15 protein-coding genes are annotated in these 17,474 nt (G+C 49.9%); 1 reads left to right on the plus strand and 14 read right to left on the minus strand.

Annotated elements, in window-relative coordinates:
* Positions 1 to 34 precede the first annotated feature (34 nt).
* Positions 35 to 883, minus strand: a complete 849-nt coding sequence (locus ACW73I_RS11520) for a sulfite exporter TauE/SafE family protein (protein WP_458029488.1) — start codon at positions 881 to 883, stop codon at positions 35 to 37.
* A 32-nt stretch (positions 884 to 915) separates the two neighbouring features.
* Positions 916 to 2,403, minus strand: a complete 1,488-nt coding sequence (locus ACW73I_RS11525) for an alginate export family protein (protein ID WP_458029489.1) — start codon at positions 2,401 to 2,403, stop codon at positions 916 to 918.
* A 268-nt stretch (positions 2,404 to 2,671) separates the two neighbouring features.
* Between ACW73I_RS11525 and ACW73I_RS11530 the strand changes: the two genes are divergently transcribed.
* A complete protein-coding gene (locus tag ACW73I_RS11530; protein WP_458029490.1) occupies positions 2,672 to 3,562 on the plus strand; it encodes a TOBE domain-containing protein in 891 nt (296 codons plus the stop codon).
* A 194-nt stretch (positions 3,563 to 3,756) separates the two neighbouring features.
* Here ACW73I_RS11530 and ACW73I_RS11535 read toward each other — a convergent pair whose 3' ends face one another.
* From ACW73I_RS11535 to pheA, 12 genes are all read right to left on the minus strand, one after another.
* Positions 3,757 to 4,044: a hypothetical protein gene (locus ACW73I_RS11535; protein ID WP_458029491.1), complete on the minus strand. Its 288-nt coding sequence runs from the start codon at positions 4,042 to 4,044 to the stop codon at positions 3,757 to 3,759.
* Positions 4,045 to 4,306: 262 nt separating this feature from the next.
* Positions 4,307 to 7,345 carry an efflux RND transporter permease subunit gene (locus ACW73I_RS11540; RefSeq protein WP_458029492.1) on the minus strand — a complete coding sequence of 1,013 codons (3,039 nt, stop codon included), beginning with the start codon at positions 7,343 to 7,345 and terminating at the stop codon, positions 4,307 to 4,309.
* Positions 7,342 to 8,436 (minus strand): efflux RND transporter periplasmic adaptor subunit, encoded by a 1,095-nt coding sequence (locus tag ACW73I_RS11545; RefSeq protein ID WP_458029493.1) that lies wholly within the window; start codon positions 8,434 to 8,436, stop codon positions 7,342 to 7,344. The genes ACW73I_RS11540 and ACW73I_RS11545 overlap by 4 nt, the downstream gene beginning before the upstream one ends.
* Positions 8,437 to 8,487: 51 nt before the next feature.
* Positions 8,488 to 9,216: an esterase family protein gene (locus ACW73I_RS11550; RefSeq protein ID WP_458029494.1), complete on the minus strand. Its 729-nt coding sequence runs from the start codon at positions 9,214 to 9,216 to the stop codon at positions 8,488 to 8,490.
* 2 nt (positions 9,217 to 9,218) lie between these two features.
* Positions 9,219 to 10,106: an acetylxylan esterase gene (locus ACW73I_RS11555; protein WP_458029495.1), complete on the minus strand. Its 888-nt coding sequence runs from the start codon at positions 10,104 to 10,106 to the stop codon at positions 9,219 to 9,221.
* A gap of 190 nt (positions 10,107 to 10,296) precedes the next feature.
* Positions 10,297 to 10,602 (minus strand): integration host factor subunit beta, encoded by a 306-nt coding sequence (locus tag ACW73I_RS11560; protein WP_458029496.1) that lies wholly within the window; start codon positions 10,600 to 10,602, stop codon positions 10,297 to 10,299.
* Between the two features lie 59 nt (positions 10,603 to 10,661).
* The gene (gene rpsA / locus ACW73I_RS11565; protein WP_458029497.1) at positions 10,662 to 12,323 is read right to left on the minus strand and encodes a 30S ribosomal protein S1; all 1,662 of its coding nucleotides are present in this window, start codon (positions 12,321 to 12,323) and stop codon (positions 10,662 to 10,664) included.
* Between the two features lie 90 nt (positions 12,324 to 12,413).
* Positions 12,414 to 13,076, minus strand: a complete 663-nt coding sequence (cmk, locus tag ACW73I_RS11570; protein ID WP_458029498.1) for a (d)CMP kinase — start codon at positions 13,074 to 13,076, stop codon at positions 12,414 to 12,416.
* Positions 13,077 to 13,078: 2 nt separating this feature from the next.
* The gene (gene aroA, locus ACW73I_RS11575) at positions 13,079 to 14,395 is read right to left on the minus strand and encodes a 3-phosphoshikimate 1-carboxyvinyltransferase (protein ID WP_458029500.1); all 1,317 of its coding nucleotides are present in this window, start codon (positions 14,393 to 14,395) and stop codon (positions 13,079 to 13,081) included.
* A 10-nt stretch (positions 14,396 to 14,405) separates the two neighbouring features.
* Entirely contained in the window at positions 14,406 to 15,284 is an 879-nt protein-coding gene (locus tag ACW73I_RS11580; RefSeq protein ID WP_458029578.1) for a prephenate dehydrogenase, read from the minus strand.
* Positions 15,277 to 16,380 carry a histidinol-phosphate transaminase gene (gene hisC, locus ACW73I_RS11585; RefSeq protein WP_458029501.1) on the minus strand — a complete coding sequence of 368 codons (1,104 nt, stop codon included), beginning with the start codon at positions 16,378 to 16,380 and terminating at the stop codon, positions 15,277 to 15,279. Before hisC ends, ACW73I_RS11580 begins: the two co-directional genes overlap by 8 nt.
* Positions 16,381 to 16,386: 6 nt before the next feature.
* Positions 16,387 to 17,472, minus strand: coding sequence for a prephenate dehydratase (gene pheA, locus ACW73I_RS11590; RefSeq protein ID WP_458029502.1), 1,086 nt, complete (start codon positions 17,470 to 17,472; stop codon positions 16,387 to 16,389).
* Positions 17,473 to 17,474 lie beyond the last annotated feature (2 nt).

Below are 17,474 nucleotides of genomic sequence, written 5' to 3' on the forward strand. Positions count from 1 at the left end.
GTAATAGATTAAAATAATGACAATTTGATGTTGCTCAGAGAGTTCTTTGGGTTTCGTCAGGCTTTGCGTGCCGCCATACCTTCACTGCCGAAATCAGCAAGATCAACGACAACAATGACAATAAGGGGCCGGCCGAAACGATACCGACCAGTTGGCCGCCCACATAACTTCCAAGCAGAGAACCGGTCGCCATGATCAGCACGAAATCACGATAATGCTTAACCGTGATAAAGCGCTGATCTTTGCTGTAACGGGCGATGCCGGTCAGCATCGTCGGTAGGCTAATGAACAATGACAAACTCCCGGCCAGTTTGATGTCCGCTCCGAACAACAACATTAATGTCGGAACCAGCAACTCGCCGCCTGCCACGCCTAATAAAGAGGCGACCACTCCGATACCCAAACCTGCAGCGACACCGGCAATCACTAGAGCACTTCCGGTCAAGATGGGCTGGTGAATACTGCTTGATTGATGGCCGAAAGCGAGTACCAAGGCAATCGTTAGCAGCAACACGGCAATGATCCGATATAGGGTTTCGCTACGTAATCGGGTTGCCCAACTTGCGCCTGCCCAAGCACCTAGCAGACTGCCCGCCAGTAGATTCAAGATCACCGGCCAATGTTCGATAAGTTGCATAATCGGAACGGTGCCGGCACGGAAAGGTAACGCCGACGCAACCACAATCATACTCATAACTTTGTTCAAAACCACTGCTTCCAGCGAACCGAAACCGAACAGGCCAATCAGTAACGGCAATCGGAATTCAGCACCACCCAGACCGATTAGTCCACCCAGTGTACCAATCACGGCGCCACTAACAAACACGTTAGGCCAGTTCTTTCTATCAGGTCGGACAGGGATCATTTGGATTTTTTCTGACATTAGATACCTTAAATGATCAACATTCCGTTCGATTAAAACCGCAGCATGCTTTCCACATAGAAATAGTCGACATCCTCCGGTGGCGGCGCACCCGGAGCCTCTTTGGCGAATGCGCCTTTGAATAAATGTGCCCAACCGGTTTCGAAATTCAAGCTGCTATTGAAATTCCAACGCGCGCTCATTTCCAGTTGCTCACCGATGTGGTCAGCCGTATTGCCTGTCGGATCGCGCAAATTGGCGGTCACCCAAGCATCCTTATCCGCGGCCAGCCAGAACGCGCGATAATTGGCATTGAACGTGAGATCGGAGCGCGGAGCGAATTTGACCGCCAGGCCGGGTGTATTGATGTTACTGCGGGCGAACGCACCGTAGATACCGGTCGGGCCGAATTCGAAACGACGAGCGCCGTACAAGGTATCGAACCGTTGGTTCTTGTCGTCGTTAGGGTTCTCGTCTCCGCTCGCATAATCGTATTCCAAAGCAAGACGGGGCTTCCATGGCACATCAAAAGTGTAACCGACATCGAGATGCACATACCAAGCCTCTTGATCCAGCTCGGTAGTATTTGTGTTACTTGCTTGAATCGTACCTAACTGGCCAATGGTTTCCAATTGAAAGTCGTATTGAGACACTTTGGGTTTTAGAAAAAATCGCATACCGGGTGTAAAGTATCGCCGATTACGCGTTGGACGATCCAATGTATCGCCTTCGTTAAGGTAGTACAAATACACCTCGGAATTGACGCCTTTGTACAGGTCGTTTATTTCCAAAATACCGCCGGAAAACCAGGTATGGGTATCTTCCTCGTCCCACTCGTGGACGCCGTCCAGTATTTTCTCGGGTTCGGCCGGAAGACGAAGTACCGGCATCGTGACAAATCCGTTAAATTGCCATTTTTCGTAATCGACCAATCTTAAACGGACACCGGTGAAGCTGTTAATCGTATTTCGAAACACATTCCGCGCTACCAAGCGGCGGCTGCCTAAATTCAAGGTTTGCCGGCCCGCGATGACTTCGGCTCCAAGACCGCTATAAAAGACATTCTGATCGGCCCAAGCCAAGTAGCCTTGTATAAAATCCGCCGTGTCGACTTGCGTATTATTGACATAATCGCTTTCATCCGCCGCCCGTGCGTCTAAAAATTCCGTGCCGAATCTGAATTTGCCCAAATGTGCTTGTAAGAAGACGTCGGTTTGCAAGGGAATTTGCTGATTGCCGCCCGTGCGTCCCTTTATGAACTGGCCGTCCATAGTTTCGTAGCGCGTGCGCTGCTCGATCGATAAGTCCAACCATTTCGGTAAATTTATGGCGTCGTGCAAGTTCCAGACGGGCTTTTCATATTTACCGCCACCTAGCAATGCATCCGACATTTGACTGGAAAATGAGCCAAAAGGTGGGGCAGTATAACTTTTCTTTTCCGCAGCTTCCGATATTTCGTTAACCGATATCGATAAGCTACCGGCAATTACAAGATTGAATGCAAATTTGGTAGTGATTCCTATTGCTTGCTGTCTGGCCATCTAATTTCCCGTTATAAATACATATGGAACACATCATCCGGTATTAAGAATCGAATGCCGTCTAAAGTACGGCCTTAGTTTAATTCGTTATGTACAAAAGTAAATAATGAATTAAGCTAATAAATTATTGCCAAGCAAGAAACAATACCCCTATATTTCTTGTAATTATTTGTCTTTATTCTGTAGCTTCGTTTTCTCTCGTCACCGTGTCGACTAATAGGTTTAAAATGCGCAAAGTTCCGAATCAGACCGAAATCTAGATAACAAAATGCCGCAAAAATTTGGTAAAAACGTCTCGTCAGAATGGGTCGAGGGTGAAATAAGACTGGCCGGCACGTTGGACGGCCGCATGATTGCCCTGTTAACGGCTATAGCCCAAACAGGCTCGATTAATCGTGCCGCAAAGCAAGTTGGCTTAAGTTATAAAGGCGCATGGCAGATCATAGAACGCGCCAACAATGGAGCGCCTAAGGTATTGGTCAGCACGGCCACCGGCGGCAGTAAAGGCGGAGGTACTCATTTAACCGACGCCGGCCATGCATTGTTAAAGTTGTTCACTCGATTAGAAAAGCAACATAAGCAGTTTCTGGCCGAATTGAACCAGAGTCTCATCGCGGATCCGGACACCTTGCTGCTATTACAGCGCTTGGTCGTTAAAACCAGTGCACGCAACCAATTATTCGGCAATATAAGCGCTATTCAAATCGGTAAAGTACATGCCGAAGTAACCTTAACTTTAAAAGGCGGTGAAAAAATTAATGTCACTGTGCCTTTAACGGCAATCGAATCGACTGGCTTGAGCGTCGGCCTTGACGCTTTATTGTTGATCAACGATAGTGATATTACGTTGACGACGGAAGCCGACCATGAGCGTTTCATAGCCAGCAATCATCTTCCATGCCGGGTACTTAGAATTCAACAGGACGGCCTGAACGCGGAAGTCAAGGTTTTATTACCTGGCGGAGAAATACTTGCGGTTACTATGACTGAGCATAGCGTTGAAGACATGGGTATTGAGCCGGGGCAAGCGCTATGGGCGATATTCAGCAACAATGCGGCCATCTTGGGCGCGCGCCTACAATTCCCGGACACGGCGCATATAAAAAGCGGCGAAACGACTACGGAAGCTAGCAATCAGACAGAAGTCCAGCGACGCTGATGTAGTTTCGGGTAACGATACACCGCCTCATTGGGAAAGAAAAAGGGATAGCTCGGCTCGCATCGTACTCGAAAGAAAGAACAGAACGTTTTTTAAAATTCCGGATTGTTCCTTTTTCCGATACGTACGCCGCTTGACGCGGCGTTGCTCAAGAAATACTTCGAACCGTTAACGAATAACCAAATGAAGTCCAATCAATATTCTCTGCCGGTATTGTCTAAGGACGGGCTGCCGTACGGATCGGTTGGAATCAACGGCGATTCGGACTCGTAAGGATTATTAGTCAGTTCATTGCCAAAAGAATCACCAACGCCTTCCTGAAAACCTTCGGCTTGAACTGGGCCGAAAGCCTCGTCGGAAGCATCGGAAGGCAGCATTAAAGCCCGATAATCCTTACCTATGCCCGATTCGCTCGAATTATCAGCATACACCGAGCCCGCAAATAAAATAAGCAATGTGAAAATGATATTTTTTATGTTCATAGAAGACCAATTCCAATTCAGAGTTTTTACACGAACATTCCACGTTGAATGGTTTTATCAAAACCGCCGCCGCGTATCGCCGCTAGATGAACAACGCGGCGGCAATGTTACGCTTAAATTTTTTATAGTCAATGATGCGCTACTTTTATCGCGTACGGGGTCAGACGATAAGCGGATCGAATTTGCAACGCCGTATTAAACCGCGACTCTATTCGCGAAACGGAAGCGACCTACATTTGCGGTGCCGCATTAACACCGGCGCTCATGGAATATGGCGATCGCGCGCCAAAAGTACATAAAACGCCGGCACCACGAACAGAGTAAACAACGTCCCGATACCTAAGCCGGTCGCAATGACCAAGCCGATGTCGAAACGGCTGGCCGCGCCGGGACCGGACGCCAGCAACAGCGGCACCATAGCAACGATCATCGATACGGTGGTCATCAAAATAGGCCGCAAACGTATCGTGGCAGCCTGCTCCACAGCCGTGAATTTGTCCAATTTTTCTCGAACTTGCAATTGATTGGCAAATTCGACGATCAATATACCGTTTTTCGCAATCAAGCCTATCAGGGTGATCAAACCAACCTGGGTGTAAATATTGACCGATGCGAAACCCAACATAATAAAAGCCAAGGCGCTAGCTATCGACAACGGTACTGAAATTAGAATGATCAGCGGATCGCGCCAACTTTCGAATTGTGCCGACAATACTAAATATATGATCAGCAAAGCCATGAAAAAGGTGAGAATCAGCGCGCTACCCTGCTGCGCATACTGCCGCGAAGCGCCGGTATAGTCATAACTGAAACCGCGAGGAAAAATCTCGCCGGAAAGATTTTCCAAATAATCCATCGCATCGCCCAGCCCCACGCCGGGAATCATCATGCCATTAACCGTGAGGCTATTGAGCTGTTGAAACTGGGTTCGCTTGCTCGGCTCGACCGAGTCTTTCAGCGCCACCAGCGACGACAGAGGCACCTGCCCGCCCGATGCCGCGCGCAAATAATAGTTATCCAGTTTGCTAATGTCCATGCGCGATAAATCATCGACTTGCGGGATCACCTTATAGCTGCGGCCTTGCAAACTAAACCGGTTTACGTATTGACCGCCGAGTAAGGTTGCCAAGTTGCGCCCGATCTCTTGCATATCGATGCCTAAATCGGCGGCGCGATCACGATTTATGACCAAGGTGGTTTGCGGCCGATCGAAGCTGACATCTTTGTTCAAAAACGCAAATTTCCCGCTTTGCATGGCTTTGCCGATCAATTCGTCCGCCACTTGGTCCAATGCAGTGTATTCGGCGTCGGTCACGATGACGAATTGCAACGGCAACCCGCCTCCGGATCCCGGCAAACTCGGACGCGGAACGACGGCGGTTTGAAAGCCGGCAATTTGCCCGACTTTCGCTTGCAACTCGGGTTGAATATCGGATTGGGATCGCTCCCGTTCGAAAGTCGACGGTAATTTGAAACCGCTGAAAACGCGGCTGGTATCACCGCCAAATCCCATGATCAAAAAGCTTTCCTTATATTCCGGAATGGACTCGAATTGCTTGATCAACTCACGCGAATAGGTTTCGTTGTATTGCAAGGTTGCGGTTTGCGGCGCAGTCGCGATGGCAAACAGGATGCTTTGGTCTTCAGTCGGCGCCAGTTCTTTATTCGAGAGCATGAACATAAAATAAATACTGATCAATACCATTAAAGCAAACACCGCAATGGCTGCAGGATACTCCAGTATTTTATGCAACAAACGTTGATAATAATTCGCTAAGCCGCTGAAAATACGTTCTACCAAGAGTTCAAAACGCCCCGGATGCCCGGCTTCGGCGAGTACTCTTGAGCTCATCATCGGCGATAAAGTCAACGCCACCACGCCGGAAACCAATACCGCTCCAGCCAACGAAAATGCGAATTCGGTAAACAAGGTGCCGACCAAACCGCCCATAAAACCGATAGGCGCGTAAACCGCAATCAACGTGGTGGTCATTGCAATCACCGGCAAGCCTAATTCGCGCGCACCTAATATTGCCGCCTGCATTCGGGGTTGGCCTTCCTCGATATGTCGATGGATGTTTTCGACCATCACGATGGCATCGTCGACCACCAATCCAATCGCCAAAACCAAAGCCAACATCGTCAGCAAATTGACCGAAAACCCCATCAGCAACATAAGAAACGCGCCGCCAATCAACGAAAGCGGCACAGTGACCGCCGGCACCAATGCGGCACGAAGCGAGCCTAAGGTTAAAAAAATCACCACTAAAACAATCAATACCGCTTCGACCAAGGTCCGAATGACCTCATTAATCGAGTCTTCGATAAATTGGCTGGCGTCATAAGGCAGTAAGACGTGCATGGCATCCGGCAGATCTCGCTCTATTTCTTTCAGCAGTACCTTGACGGATTTGGCCACCGTTAACGGATTGGCGCCGGGGGCTTGTTCTATGCCCATAAAAATGGCCATTTTACCCTTGTACCAATTCACGGCATCGTAGTCCTCGCTGCCTAATTCAATAGTCGCTATGTCTTGCAATCTCACTAAGGTACCGCCGCGATTGCTTACGACCAGATGTTTGAATTGTTCTTCGTTAATCGCATCGGTCGTCGCGCTTAAATCGATCTTGACAAAATCGCCCTTGGTGCCGCCGACGCCCGCCAGATAATTGTTCGCCTTGAGTACTTGATTAATATCGGCCGCAGTAACGCCGAGCGCCGCCATGCGTTCGGGTTCCAGCCAAACGCGCATCGCAAAGGTTTTGTTACCGAGCACCTTGGCTTTACCAACGCCCGGTACCGCCTGAATCTTGGGTTGTATCACCCGCAGCATATAATCGCTGAGTTGAGCCGCTTTAAGGGTATCGCTGTACAGGGCGATATACATCAGCGAGGTGGTCTCGCCGGTTTGCGAGGTAATCACCGGATCCTCCGCCTCAGCCGGCAACACATTCCGCTGGCTCGCCACCTTCGCTTGAATTTCGGCGACAGCCGCATTCGGATCGTAATTTAAGCGCATGTGAGCTTCAATTGCCGAACTGCCCTGTTGGCTGATGGAAGACAAATAGTCGATACCGTCCGCTTCGGCAATGGCTTGTTGCAGTGGATTAGTAATGAATCCTTTGACCAATTCGCTGTTAGCGCCCGGATAGGAGGTGGAAACCGTCACCACCGTGTTTTCGGTTTCCGGATATTGCCGCAGCTCTAATACCGTGATCGCCCTAAGGCCCAACAGCAGTATCAGCAAACTGACCACGCTAGCCAAGACTGGACGATGAATGAATAAATCAGTAAATTTCATTGCTTCGTCCCCCGTTCACCGGGGGCTGCCTGACTATCGATGGCCACCGCCATACCATTGCGTAATTTAATTTGACCGGCGCTGACCACCCTGTCCCCCGCCTCAAGTCCACTGACTATCTCGACTCGGCCCTCTCGACTTTGTCCCGTAACTACTTGCCGGCTTTGCACAAGCAAACTGTCATTCGATGCTTCAATTACAAATACGGAATTACCATAAGGATTATAAGTGATGGCCGTATCCGGCAGCGTCAATACCGACAATGTGTCACTCGAGTCGATCCTTACTTGGACAAACATACCGGGACGCAGACGCTTATCCTTGTTATCGAGCCTGGCACGTACATGCACGGCGCGGGTATTGTCTTCTATAGCTGGATCGATCGCGATAATACGGCCGGTAAAGATCTCGTTGGGATACGCTTGTACTGTTGCTGTTACCGTCTGATTGTTAACGATTGTTTTTAATTGGCGTTCCGGCAAGGTGAAATCCAGATTGATTGGATCCAATTGCTGTAGACTGACCATAGATTCGCCTTCCTTCAAATACCAGCCTAAACTCACTCTGCGTATTCCCAGCTCGCCGCTGAATGGCGCACGTATATACTTCTTGTCGATGCGAGCTTGTTTGGCTTCCACCGCTGCTTGAGCCTGTTCCAACATCGCTTTTTGCTGGTCATAATCGGCTTGCGATACGTATTTCTTTCCGATCATTTTCTCGCTGCGTTGCAATTGTGACCTGGCCAATTGCAGCTCTGCTTGCAGACCTTTCAATTCCGCTTTATCCGTATCCGCATCGAGTTCGACCAATAATTGGCCTTTTTTAACCGATTGACCCGAATCGAAATGTAACTTTTTGATCTTTCCGGGCACCTCGCTACTGACTTCCACACCCGCGACCGCCGTTAAGCTGCCAACGGCCGACAACGAAGCCGTCCATTGCTCTTGAATTACCTTAGTGGCGGCAATCACAGCCGGAGGCGGCGGTTTTATTTGACTGATCGCCTGTTGAATTTGATAAAACTTAATACCAAATAAACCGCCCAATAATAGAGAGGCAAAGAATAAAACAATAAATATGCGTTTAATCATCGAGGGGGGAGTTAAAAATTGAACGCTTCCCTTGCTTCTTGACTGAGGGGATTAAAGATAAAGGCGCGCCATCTGACGCCAGTAATGACCTTGATGAGCGCGTCCATTCCATTCATACATCGCATGGCGTATACGTTTTTCTATTAGTATATGGCTGAGTTCTCTATTATTTTGCAAAAAAGGATCTTCTTTGCCAATAGTGAATGTGATCTCCATGTTGCGTATATGGTTCAATTGCGTCGTGCAGCTTAAATTCGGTAGGAAATGATTTGGCGTGTGAAAGTAAATATTTTCATCGTAATGTCCGTCGAACAAATCTTTGAAATGTTCTACCTCCAGCGTTAGGTCAAAACGGCCTGAAAACGCCACTAGCTTTTGAAAACGATGCGGATGTCTGAAGGCGATATTCGCCGCATGATAAGCACCTAAGCTACACCCGTGTACTATGGTGCATGGGTGAGAGTTTTTGGCATCCATGAACGGCACCACCTCATTCAGGATATATTTCTCAAACCTGATATGACGCTGAATTCTATCCTCCGGCCTGCACCAAAAACAATAAAACGATTCGTGGTCGACACTATCGACGCAAAATAGTTGTAACAGACCGGCTTCGATTTTGTCTCTTAAGGTATCAACTATTCTGAGATCTTCATATTCGTAGAAGCGCCCGTCGCGAGTCGGAAATATCAACACCTTGGCTCCCGCGTGGCCATACACCAGGAATTCCATATTGCGCTCCAAATGAGCGCTATGCCAATGATGGTATTCTCGATTCATAACTAATTAGTCGACTCTCCGAAAAATCGTCTCAGTTCGCGTAACAGCTGTTGGTTTTGTTCATCTTGCCCGGAATATTCAAAATGTCCGGCATCAAGCACAAATAACGATTTTGGACCGGACCAGGCATTATAAACAGCGAATTGACCAGGCGGCGCCACCACCGGATCGAACAAGGCAGCGGCGATATGCACGGACTGTGTTGCAAAGGTAGCAGCAATCGCCGCATCATAATAGGACAAGGTTATCGGAATATGACCGTGTTCATCCACATATTGCGTCACCGCGGCACCGCTCCCGGCAGTCGGAAGCATCAATCGCAGTGCCTGATGCCCAAAGGTCGGCACGTTCAAATGAGCACGCTGTATGCGTTCGTCCCAGGGTATGGCCAAAGCGCCAATTCCGCCTCCAAAACTAATTCCCATATAACCAATCCGACCCGCGGTATTAGGATACAGTTCCAACATAATGGTAACCGCCAACCATAAATCATCAACGCAGCCGCCTATGATGTAGTGCTCCGGGTTTTCGATTCCATGTACTACGTGTAGACGCGGTTGGTCCGATACTCGCGCACACCGACTACGCGAAATCCCGCGAAAACAGGGAAATAGAAAAGCGGTTCCGGGCATATGGAAATGGTAATCCGGCTGATCCCTTCCGCCATAACCATGACCGACCACTATACACCGATCGACGGCGTCATGTTTCGGCTCCAATAGCCAGCCACCGATATTAAACCCGTCTGTTGAGCGGTAACGGATATCAAAAATTCTGTAGCCTGCATATGAGCCTGAAATAAAACGTTCAAACTCTGGATGCTGCAACAGCGCCTTTTTGTAGCGCGCCGACCAAAACCCCTCAAAGTCTGCCGGGGCCGGGGGAGGCATAACCGCTAACAGTCGCTCAAGATCGTAACCGTAACTGGGATCAAAATGAAAAGGATGATGAATAATCACGACTTACAAGACAATTTTCAAGTCGCAATTTTAAGCTAGAAACAGTCAAAGAGACAGGCAATGCGTCGCTTAAATACAACACCGATATTGCCCGACTCCATGATGTGTTGATATCGATAATTCAATCGACTATTTTGTACTTTTCTCTGGAAGCATCGACTATGTCGCGTAATTCTTTTCCAGGTTTAAAATGCGGTACGTGTTTTTCCGTCAACGAAACCGATTCACCGGTTTTTGGGTTTCTGCCCATCCGCGCGGCACGATGATGCAAAGAAAAGCTACCAAACCCGCGAATTTCGATCCGCTCGCCACTTGCTAAAGTATCGCTCAAGTGATCGACCATACATCTAACAGCCAACTCAACGTCTTTAAGAGGCAGATGCGGCTGTTTGCGCGCCAACGCCTCGATCAATTCTGATTTTGTCACATCAAACCCTGAGTTAATAATCGAAAAAGGGCGGTGTGGCACACCACCCTAGAACGTATTTATTTGTCCATTTGTTTAAAGATATCGCCCAATGTCGCGGTAGCCGCAGGTTGTTGGGAGTAATCTTTAATCGCACTGGACTCTTCGTCAGCGTCCTTAGCCTTGATAGACAAAGAAATGGATTTGGTTTTTTTATCGACACCGACAAATTTGGCTTCTATTTCATCACCTTCTTTCAACAAGGTACGAGCATCTTCGACACGGTCGCGCTGGATTTCGGAAGCCTTCAAATAACCTTCGACATTGTCGGCCAATGTGATCACAGCACCTTTCGCATCGGCTTCCTTGACGATGCCTTTAACGATGCTGCCTTTTTCATTCAAAGCGATGTAGTTTTGGAAGGGATCCTGTTCCAGTTGTTTGATACCCAACGAGATGCGCTCACGCTCCGGATCGACAGCCAAAATAACGGTTTCGACCTCGTCGCCTTTTTTATAGGCGCGAATGGCTTCTTCGTCGTTCTCGTTCCAAGAGATATCGGACATATGAACCAGACCGTCGATACCGCCGTCCAGACCGATGAAGATACCGAAGTCGGTGATGGACTTGATTTTGCCGCTGATTTTGTCGCCTTTGTTGTGAGTCGCGGCGAATTCGTCCCATGGGTTAGAACGGCATTGTTTCATGCCCAGTGAAATGCGGCGGCGATCTTCGTCGATTTCCAATACCATGACTTCGACTTCATCACCCAATTGAACGACTTTGGCAGGGTTGACGTTTTTATTGGTCCAATCCATTTCGGACACGTGCACCAAGCCTTCAACCCCTTCTTCGATTTCGACGAAACAACCGTAATCGGTCAGATTGTTGACTTTTCCGAACACGCGGGTGCCGGCAGGGTAACGGCGGGCGATGTTTTGCCATGGATCTTCTTCCATTTGCTTGATGCCCAGCGATACGCGAGTTTTTTCTTTATCGAATTTCAGAACCTTGACTTTAACTTCCTGACCGATCTCTACGCACTCGGACGGATGACGTACGCGGCGCCATGCCATGTCGGTGATATGCAGCAAGCCGTCGACGCCGCCCAAATCGATAAATGCGCCGTAATCGGTGAGATTCTTGACGATACCGGTGACGATAGCGCCTTCTTGCAGTGTTTTGACCAACTCTTCACGCTCAGCGCTGTACTCGCTTTCGACTACCGCACGACGGGACAACACAACGTTATTGCGTTTTTGGTCAATTTTGATGACTTTGAATTCCAGATCGCGGTTTTCCAGGAACTGAGTATCGCGAATAGGACGTACGTCAACCAAAGAACCCGGCAGGAACGCACGCAGTGCACCAACCGCCACGGTGAAACCACCACGCACTTTGCCGTTGATGCGGCCAATAACGGTTTCTTGTGTTTCGTAGGCCTTTTCCAGCTCTGTCCAGGCTTTGCTCTTCTTGGCTTTATCGCGGGAAAGCAGAGTCGAACCCAAACCGTCCTCAAACATATCGAGCGCCACTTCGATTTCATCGCCGACGTTGACTTCCAGATCGCCATCCGCATTCAAAAACTGCCATTTCGGAATCACGCCTTCCGATTTGGCATGAGTGCTGACGATAACGAACTCGTTTTCGATATCGATGACAGTCCCCGTTAACATGGCACCAGGACGCATTTCAGTCTTGGCAAAACTCTCTTCTAATAACTCTGCAAAGCTTTCGCTCATTTTTTTACTTTCCCAAACTTGTTAAAACTCAAACAAGCTTTTGTTTATCAATAAAATTAAAAAAAGCCGCCGTACGGCGACCGCCAAAAATCAGTTCCTGCGAACCAAATCCATTACCGCTTCGATCACTTGCCGGATGCTTAGACTTGAGGAATCAATATAAGTCGCGCCTTCCGGCACTGTTAACGGAGCCGTCGCCCGTTGGCTATCTCGCCGGTCGCGCTCTTCAATCTCTCGGGTAATCTGCATAAGGTTAGCATCGATTCCCTTCTCGATCAACTGCTTATATCTTCGACTAGCCCGCTCTTCGGCGCTGGCCGTCAAATATACCTTGAATTTTGCGTCGGGAAAAACCACGCTACCCATGTCGCGACCGTCCGCCACTAATCCCGGCGCTTGCCGAAAATCCTTTTGTTTTTGCAACAATACCGCTCTGACCTCGGGATAAGCCGCCACCACCGACGCGACTTTTCCTGTGGTTTCGGTCCCCAGTTGACCGGTGATGTCGATACCGTTCAATCTAACGACCAGCTCGTCGCCACAATCAAATTCCAGCTGCATGTTTTCGGCGACGCTTGCGATATCGGCCACATTTTCCAGCGCCACGCCCGCTTGCAAAACGGCAATCGCCAACGACCGATAAATCGAACCGCTGTCCAGATAATTCCAGTTCAGAAGTTTGGCAACAGCCCGGCTGACGGTACCTTTACCGGCCCCGCTGGGACCATCTATAGTCAATATAGGAACGTGCATATTCAAAGCATGTTTAGTTTCAAGCCCAATTGCGCCGCCAACTCCGGAAACTCTTTGAAAGAGGTATTGACGTTGGCGCAATCCTTGATCGTTATCGGCGCGCTTGCGCGCAGACCGGCAATCGAAAACGACATCGCGATACGATGATCGCCATGAGAATCAACTTCTCCGCCGCCGATATTGCCTCCGCCTTGAATCACCATGCCGTCTTCGGTCGCCTCGGCGTCGACACCGAGAACTTGCAGTCCGTCCGCCATGACTTGAATACGGTCGGATTCTTTGACGCGCAATTCCTTGGCGCCGGTTAACACGGTTCGGCCTTCGGCGCAGGCTGCGGCGACAAACAATACCGGAAACTCGTCGATTGCCAGCGGCACCAATTCTTCCGGAATATTAATTCCCTTCAATTGGGCGGAACGCACCCGAATATCGGCCACCGGCTCGCCGCCGACTTCGCGTTCATTCAACAACTCGATGTTCCCGCCCATCAAACGCAAAATATCGATCACGCCGGTACGGGTAGGATTAATGCCCACGTGTATCAAGGTTACATCCGATTCAGGTGCGATGCTGGCGCCGACCAAGAAAAAAGCCGCCGACGAAATATCGCTGGGCACGTCGATTTCGGTCGCGGTCAATCTGCCTTGATTGTTGATTTTCGCGGTACTGCCTTCGCGTACGATCGGATAACCGAAACCGTTCAACATGCGCTCGGTATGATCGCGGGTCGGGGCCGGCTCGGTGACGCTGGTTTCGCCTTCGGCGTACATGCCGGCCAACAATAGGCATGATTTGACCTGGGCGCTGGCGATCGGCATATCGTAATGCATGCCTTGCAATTTGCCGGCTTGACCCTTGATATGCAGAGGCGCGGTGCCGTCCGACTGGGTCTCGATCACGGCACCCATTTGCGCCAACGGCTGAGTGACCCGCTTCATCGGGCGAGATTCCAAGGACTTATCGCCGGTCAAGGTGCAATCGAAAGCCTGACCCGCCAAAAGACCGCTCAACAAGCGCATGGAGGTACCGGAATTACCCAAATACAAAGGTTTTTCCGGCGCTTTCAAGCCGTGTTTGCCGACACCGTGTATCGTGACTTCGCCGTTCTCCGGTCCTTCGATTTGGACGCCCATCGCACGGAAGGCTTCCAGCGTGGACATGGCGTCTTCGGCATTCAAAAAGCCGCGCACATGAGTAACACCGTCGGCGATTGAACCCAACATGATCGAACGGTGCGACATAGACTTATCGCCGGGCACGCGAATTTCACCGCGCAAACGTCCGCCAGGTTGAACCTGAAAAGTAATGGATTGTGACATAGTAATTTTCTTATTGATCGTCAAAAGTATCGAGAAATCGTTGCCGTGCTTCTCTGGCATAGGTAAAGGTATCGAACAGTTGTTGGACCTGATCGCCCGCCAGTAATTGCTCGATATGGCTCAATTCGTCTTTAAACTGTTGAATCAGCGGAATCAGTTCATGCTTATTGGCCAGACAAATATCCAACCACATGGTCGGGTCGCTGGAAGCAATACGGCTGAAATCCTTAAAACCGCCGGCGGCATATTGAAAAATTTCGCGCTGTTCGTCTTTGCGCCCCAACAGCCCCACCAGGGCAAAAGCCAAAACGTGAGGCAAATGACTAGTCGCCGCCAATACGGTATCGTGGTGTTCCACACTCATACGCGCGACACTGGAGCCGATTCGCTCCCAAAACTCGGTGATTTTAGCGACTGCTAGCGGATCGGTCTCCGCCAAGGGCGTGATGATCAAGCGGCGATTTTGAAACAAATCGGCCTTAGCCGCTTCAACACCGCTACGCTCGGCGCCCGCAATCGGATGGGCCGGGACAAAGTTGGCAGGCACATGGCCGAATACGGCCTTGATTGCCGCCACCACACTCGCTTTAGTGCTGCCGGCATCGGTATAAATCGCGTCCTTATTCCAATACGGCTTGAGTTGCTCAAATATGCTTTTCATGGTGCCGACCGGCGTTGCAACGATCACCAAATCGGCACCAGCCAGAGCCTCACCGATATCGTTATAAAACGCGTCGATAACGCCTAATTGCTTGGCTTTTTGCAGATTAGGCAAGTTTTTTTCGCGCCCATAGGCCACGATGTTCCGACACAGCCCCCGGTCGCGCGCAGCCCGGGCGACCGAACCGCCGATTAGGCCGGTCCCGATAATGCATAAGCGCTCAAACACCACGCAATACCTCGCCTAACGCGGTGATAAATATCCGATTTTCGCGTTGGGTACCAATACTGATCCGCAAATGCCGAGGCATTTCGTAATTGGCCACCGGTCGCACGATGACGCCTTTTTTCAACAGCGCCTCGTAAACCGGCAATGCGTCGCGCTTAATGTCGACCGATACGAAGTTAGCCGACGACGGAATCCATTCCAGCCCCAAGTCTTCGAACGCCGCCGTCAACTGTGCCATGCCGGCGTTGTTGGCCGAAATCGTTTGCGCCAAATAATCGTGGTCGCTTAATGCCGCTTCAGCCGCAGCCAACGCCAGCATATTGCTGTTAAAGGGTTGCCTGACGCGGTTTAACAGGTCGGCCACATCGAACGAGGAAATGCCGAACCCGATGCGCAAACCGGCCAAGCCATAGGCTTTGGAAAAGGTCCGCGTAATCACGAGATTCGGATACTTGTCCGGCCAAGCCAACGATTCCGTTCTGACCGCCGGGTCGACGAATTCATAATAAGCCTCGTCCAACACACAAAGAACGTGAGCGGGCAAAGCAGCGACAAAGCTTTCCAATTCGTCTTGCGGCAACAAGGTACCGGTCGGATTGTTCGGATTGGCAATAAATACCACCCGAGTCTTAGGACTGAGCGCGGCCAGCATCGCCTTTAAATCGTGACCGAAATCTTTCGCCGGTACGACGACGGCTTTTGCTCCTACCGCCTGAGTCAAAATCGGATACAAGGCAAAAGCGTGTTGAGAAAATACGATCTCATGCTCGGGTGTCACAAAAGTACGCATGACCAATTCCAGTATTTCGCTGGAACCGTTGCCTAAAGTAATTTGCTCGGCGGCCACGCTCAGCCTAGCCGACAATGCCGATTTCAATGCGAAGCCGCTGCCGTCCGGATAACGCGTCAACTCAGCCATTGTATGTTGAATGGCTTCGGCCACTTTCTTGCCGGTACCGAGCGGGTTTTCATTGGAAGCCAATTTGACGACTTCGTTCAACCCCAACTCGCGCTGCAATTCCTCAGCCGGTTTTCCCGGTACATAAGGCATCAATTGTTGTACGCCGGCGGTGGCAAGCTCTAAAAAATTATTCATGAAAAATTAAATGACGGCTTTTGGATACGAACCCAATATTTTCAACATCTTAACACTGTCTTGCAGCACTTGCAGCGCTTTGCCGACGGCTGGATCGTCGCAATGTCCTTCGATATCGATAAAAAATACATATTCCCACAGACCTTGTCTGGACGGACGCGATTCGATGTGGGTCATACTGATGCCGTATTGGGCAAAAGGCGCGAGTATCTTATGCAGGGCGCCGGATTGATTGCCGGTGGAAACCAATATCGAGGTTTTGTCCAGGCCTGTCGACAATGGTTGCTGATTACCGATGACTATAAAGCGCGTGGTATTATTGGCTTCATCCTCGATATGTTTCTCGATGACGTTCAAATCATATAATTCCGCAGCCATCAAACCGGCGATAGCGGCCTTGCTGTGATCTAAGGAAGCCAATCGCGCGGCTTCCGCGTTGCTACTGACCGCCGTACATTGAACACCCGGCAAATAGGTATTCAGCCACTGCCTGCATTGGGCAAGGGATTGCTGGTGTGAAAATATTTCGTTGATTCCAAGTAAGGAATCCATTTTACCCAGCAGATTCTGATGCACCCGAATCTCTACTTCGCCGCATATCTTAAGCGGACTATCGATGAATCTATCCAAGGTATGCGCAATAACGCCCTCGGTCGAATTTTCGACCGGCACCACGCCAAATTGGCAATGTCCGGTTTCGACGGATTGAAATATTCCATGAATGGTCGATACAGGAATGCCGTTGACTGCATGCCCGAAATGTTTGTAAGTCGCTTGCTGGGTAAACGTACCCTCCGGCCCTAAAAATGCCACATCCAACGGCTTTTCCAGCGCCAAACAGGCGGACATTACCTCGCGAAACAAATGGGCAGCGGTATCGTCGCTCAAGGGCCCCGAATTCAATTCTTTAATACGGCGCAAGACCTCGGCTTCGCGGTCCGGACGGTAAAAACTGCCGGTTTCGCCTTCGGCTTGCTTGGTACGCGCTACTTCGATGGCGCATTGCGCCCGCTGATTGATCAAGCTGAGGATATGCCGATCGAGCTCGTCGATACGAGCCCGCAACTCCGGCAAAGGGATAATTTCCGCCATGC

Source organism: Methylomonas sp. MgM2 (assembly GCF_054172045.1).

What these genes read in the sequence shown, in the direction of transcription:
- ACW73I_RS11545 (WP_458029493.1), bottom strand. Translation starts at nt 8,436, where the DNA reads ATGATTAAACGCATATTTATTGTTTTATTCTTTGCCTCTCTATTATTG.
- pheA (WP_458029502.1), bottom strand. Translation starts at nt 17,472, where the DNA reads ATGGCGGAAATTATCCCTTTGCCGGAGTTGCGGGCTCGTATCGACGAG.
- ACW73I_RS11535 (WP_458029491.1), bottom strand. Translation starts at nt 4,044, where the DNA reads ATGAACATAAAAAATATCATTTTCACATTGCTTATTTTATTTGCGGGC.
- rpsA (WP_458029497.1), bottom strand. Translation starts at nt 12,323, where the DNA reads ATGAGCGAAAGCTTTGCAGAGTTATTAGAAGAGAGTTTTGCCAAGACT.
- aroA (WP_458029500.1), bottom strand. Translation starts at nt 14,395, where the DNA reads ATGTCACAATCCATTACTTTTCAGGTTCAACCTGGCGGACGTTTGCGC.
- ACW73I_RS11540 (WP_458029492.1), bottom strand. Translation starts at nt 7,345, where the DNA reads ATGAAATTTACTGATTTATTCATTCATCGTCCAGTCTTGGCTAGCGTG.
- ACW73I_RS11550 (WP_458029494.1), bottom strand. Translation starts at nt 9,216, where the DNA reads ATGAATCGAGAATACCATCATTGGCATAGCGCTCATTTGGAGCGCAAT.
- hisC (WP_458029501.1), bottom strand. Translation starts at nt 16,380, where the DNA reads ATGAATAATTTTTTAGAGCTTGCCACCGCCGGCGTACAACAATTGATG.
- ACW73I_RS11530 (WP_458029490.1), top strand. Translation starts at nt 2,672, where the DNA reads ATGCCGCAAAAATTTGGTAAAAACGTCTCGTCAGAATGGGTCGAGGGT.
- cmk (WP_458029498.1), bottom strand. Translation starts at nt 13,076, where the DNA reads ATGCACGTTCCTATATTGACTATAGATGGTCCCAGCGGGGCCGGTAAA.
- ACW73I_RS11520 (WP_458029488.1), bottom strand. Translation starts at nt 883, where the DNA reads ATGTCAGAAAAAATCCAAATGATCCCTGTCCGACCTGATAGAAAGAAC.
- ACW73I_RS11525 (WP_458029489.1), bottom strand. Translation starts at nt 2,403, where the DNA reads ATGGCCAGACAGCAAGCAATAGGAATCACTACCAAATTTGCATTCAAT.
- ACW73I_RS11555 (WP_458029495.1), bottom strand. Translation starts at nt 10,106, where the DNA reads ATGCCTCCCCCGGCCCCGGCAGACTTTGAGGGGTTTTGGTCGGCGCGC.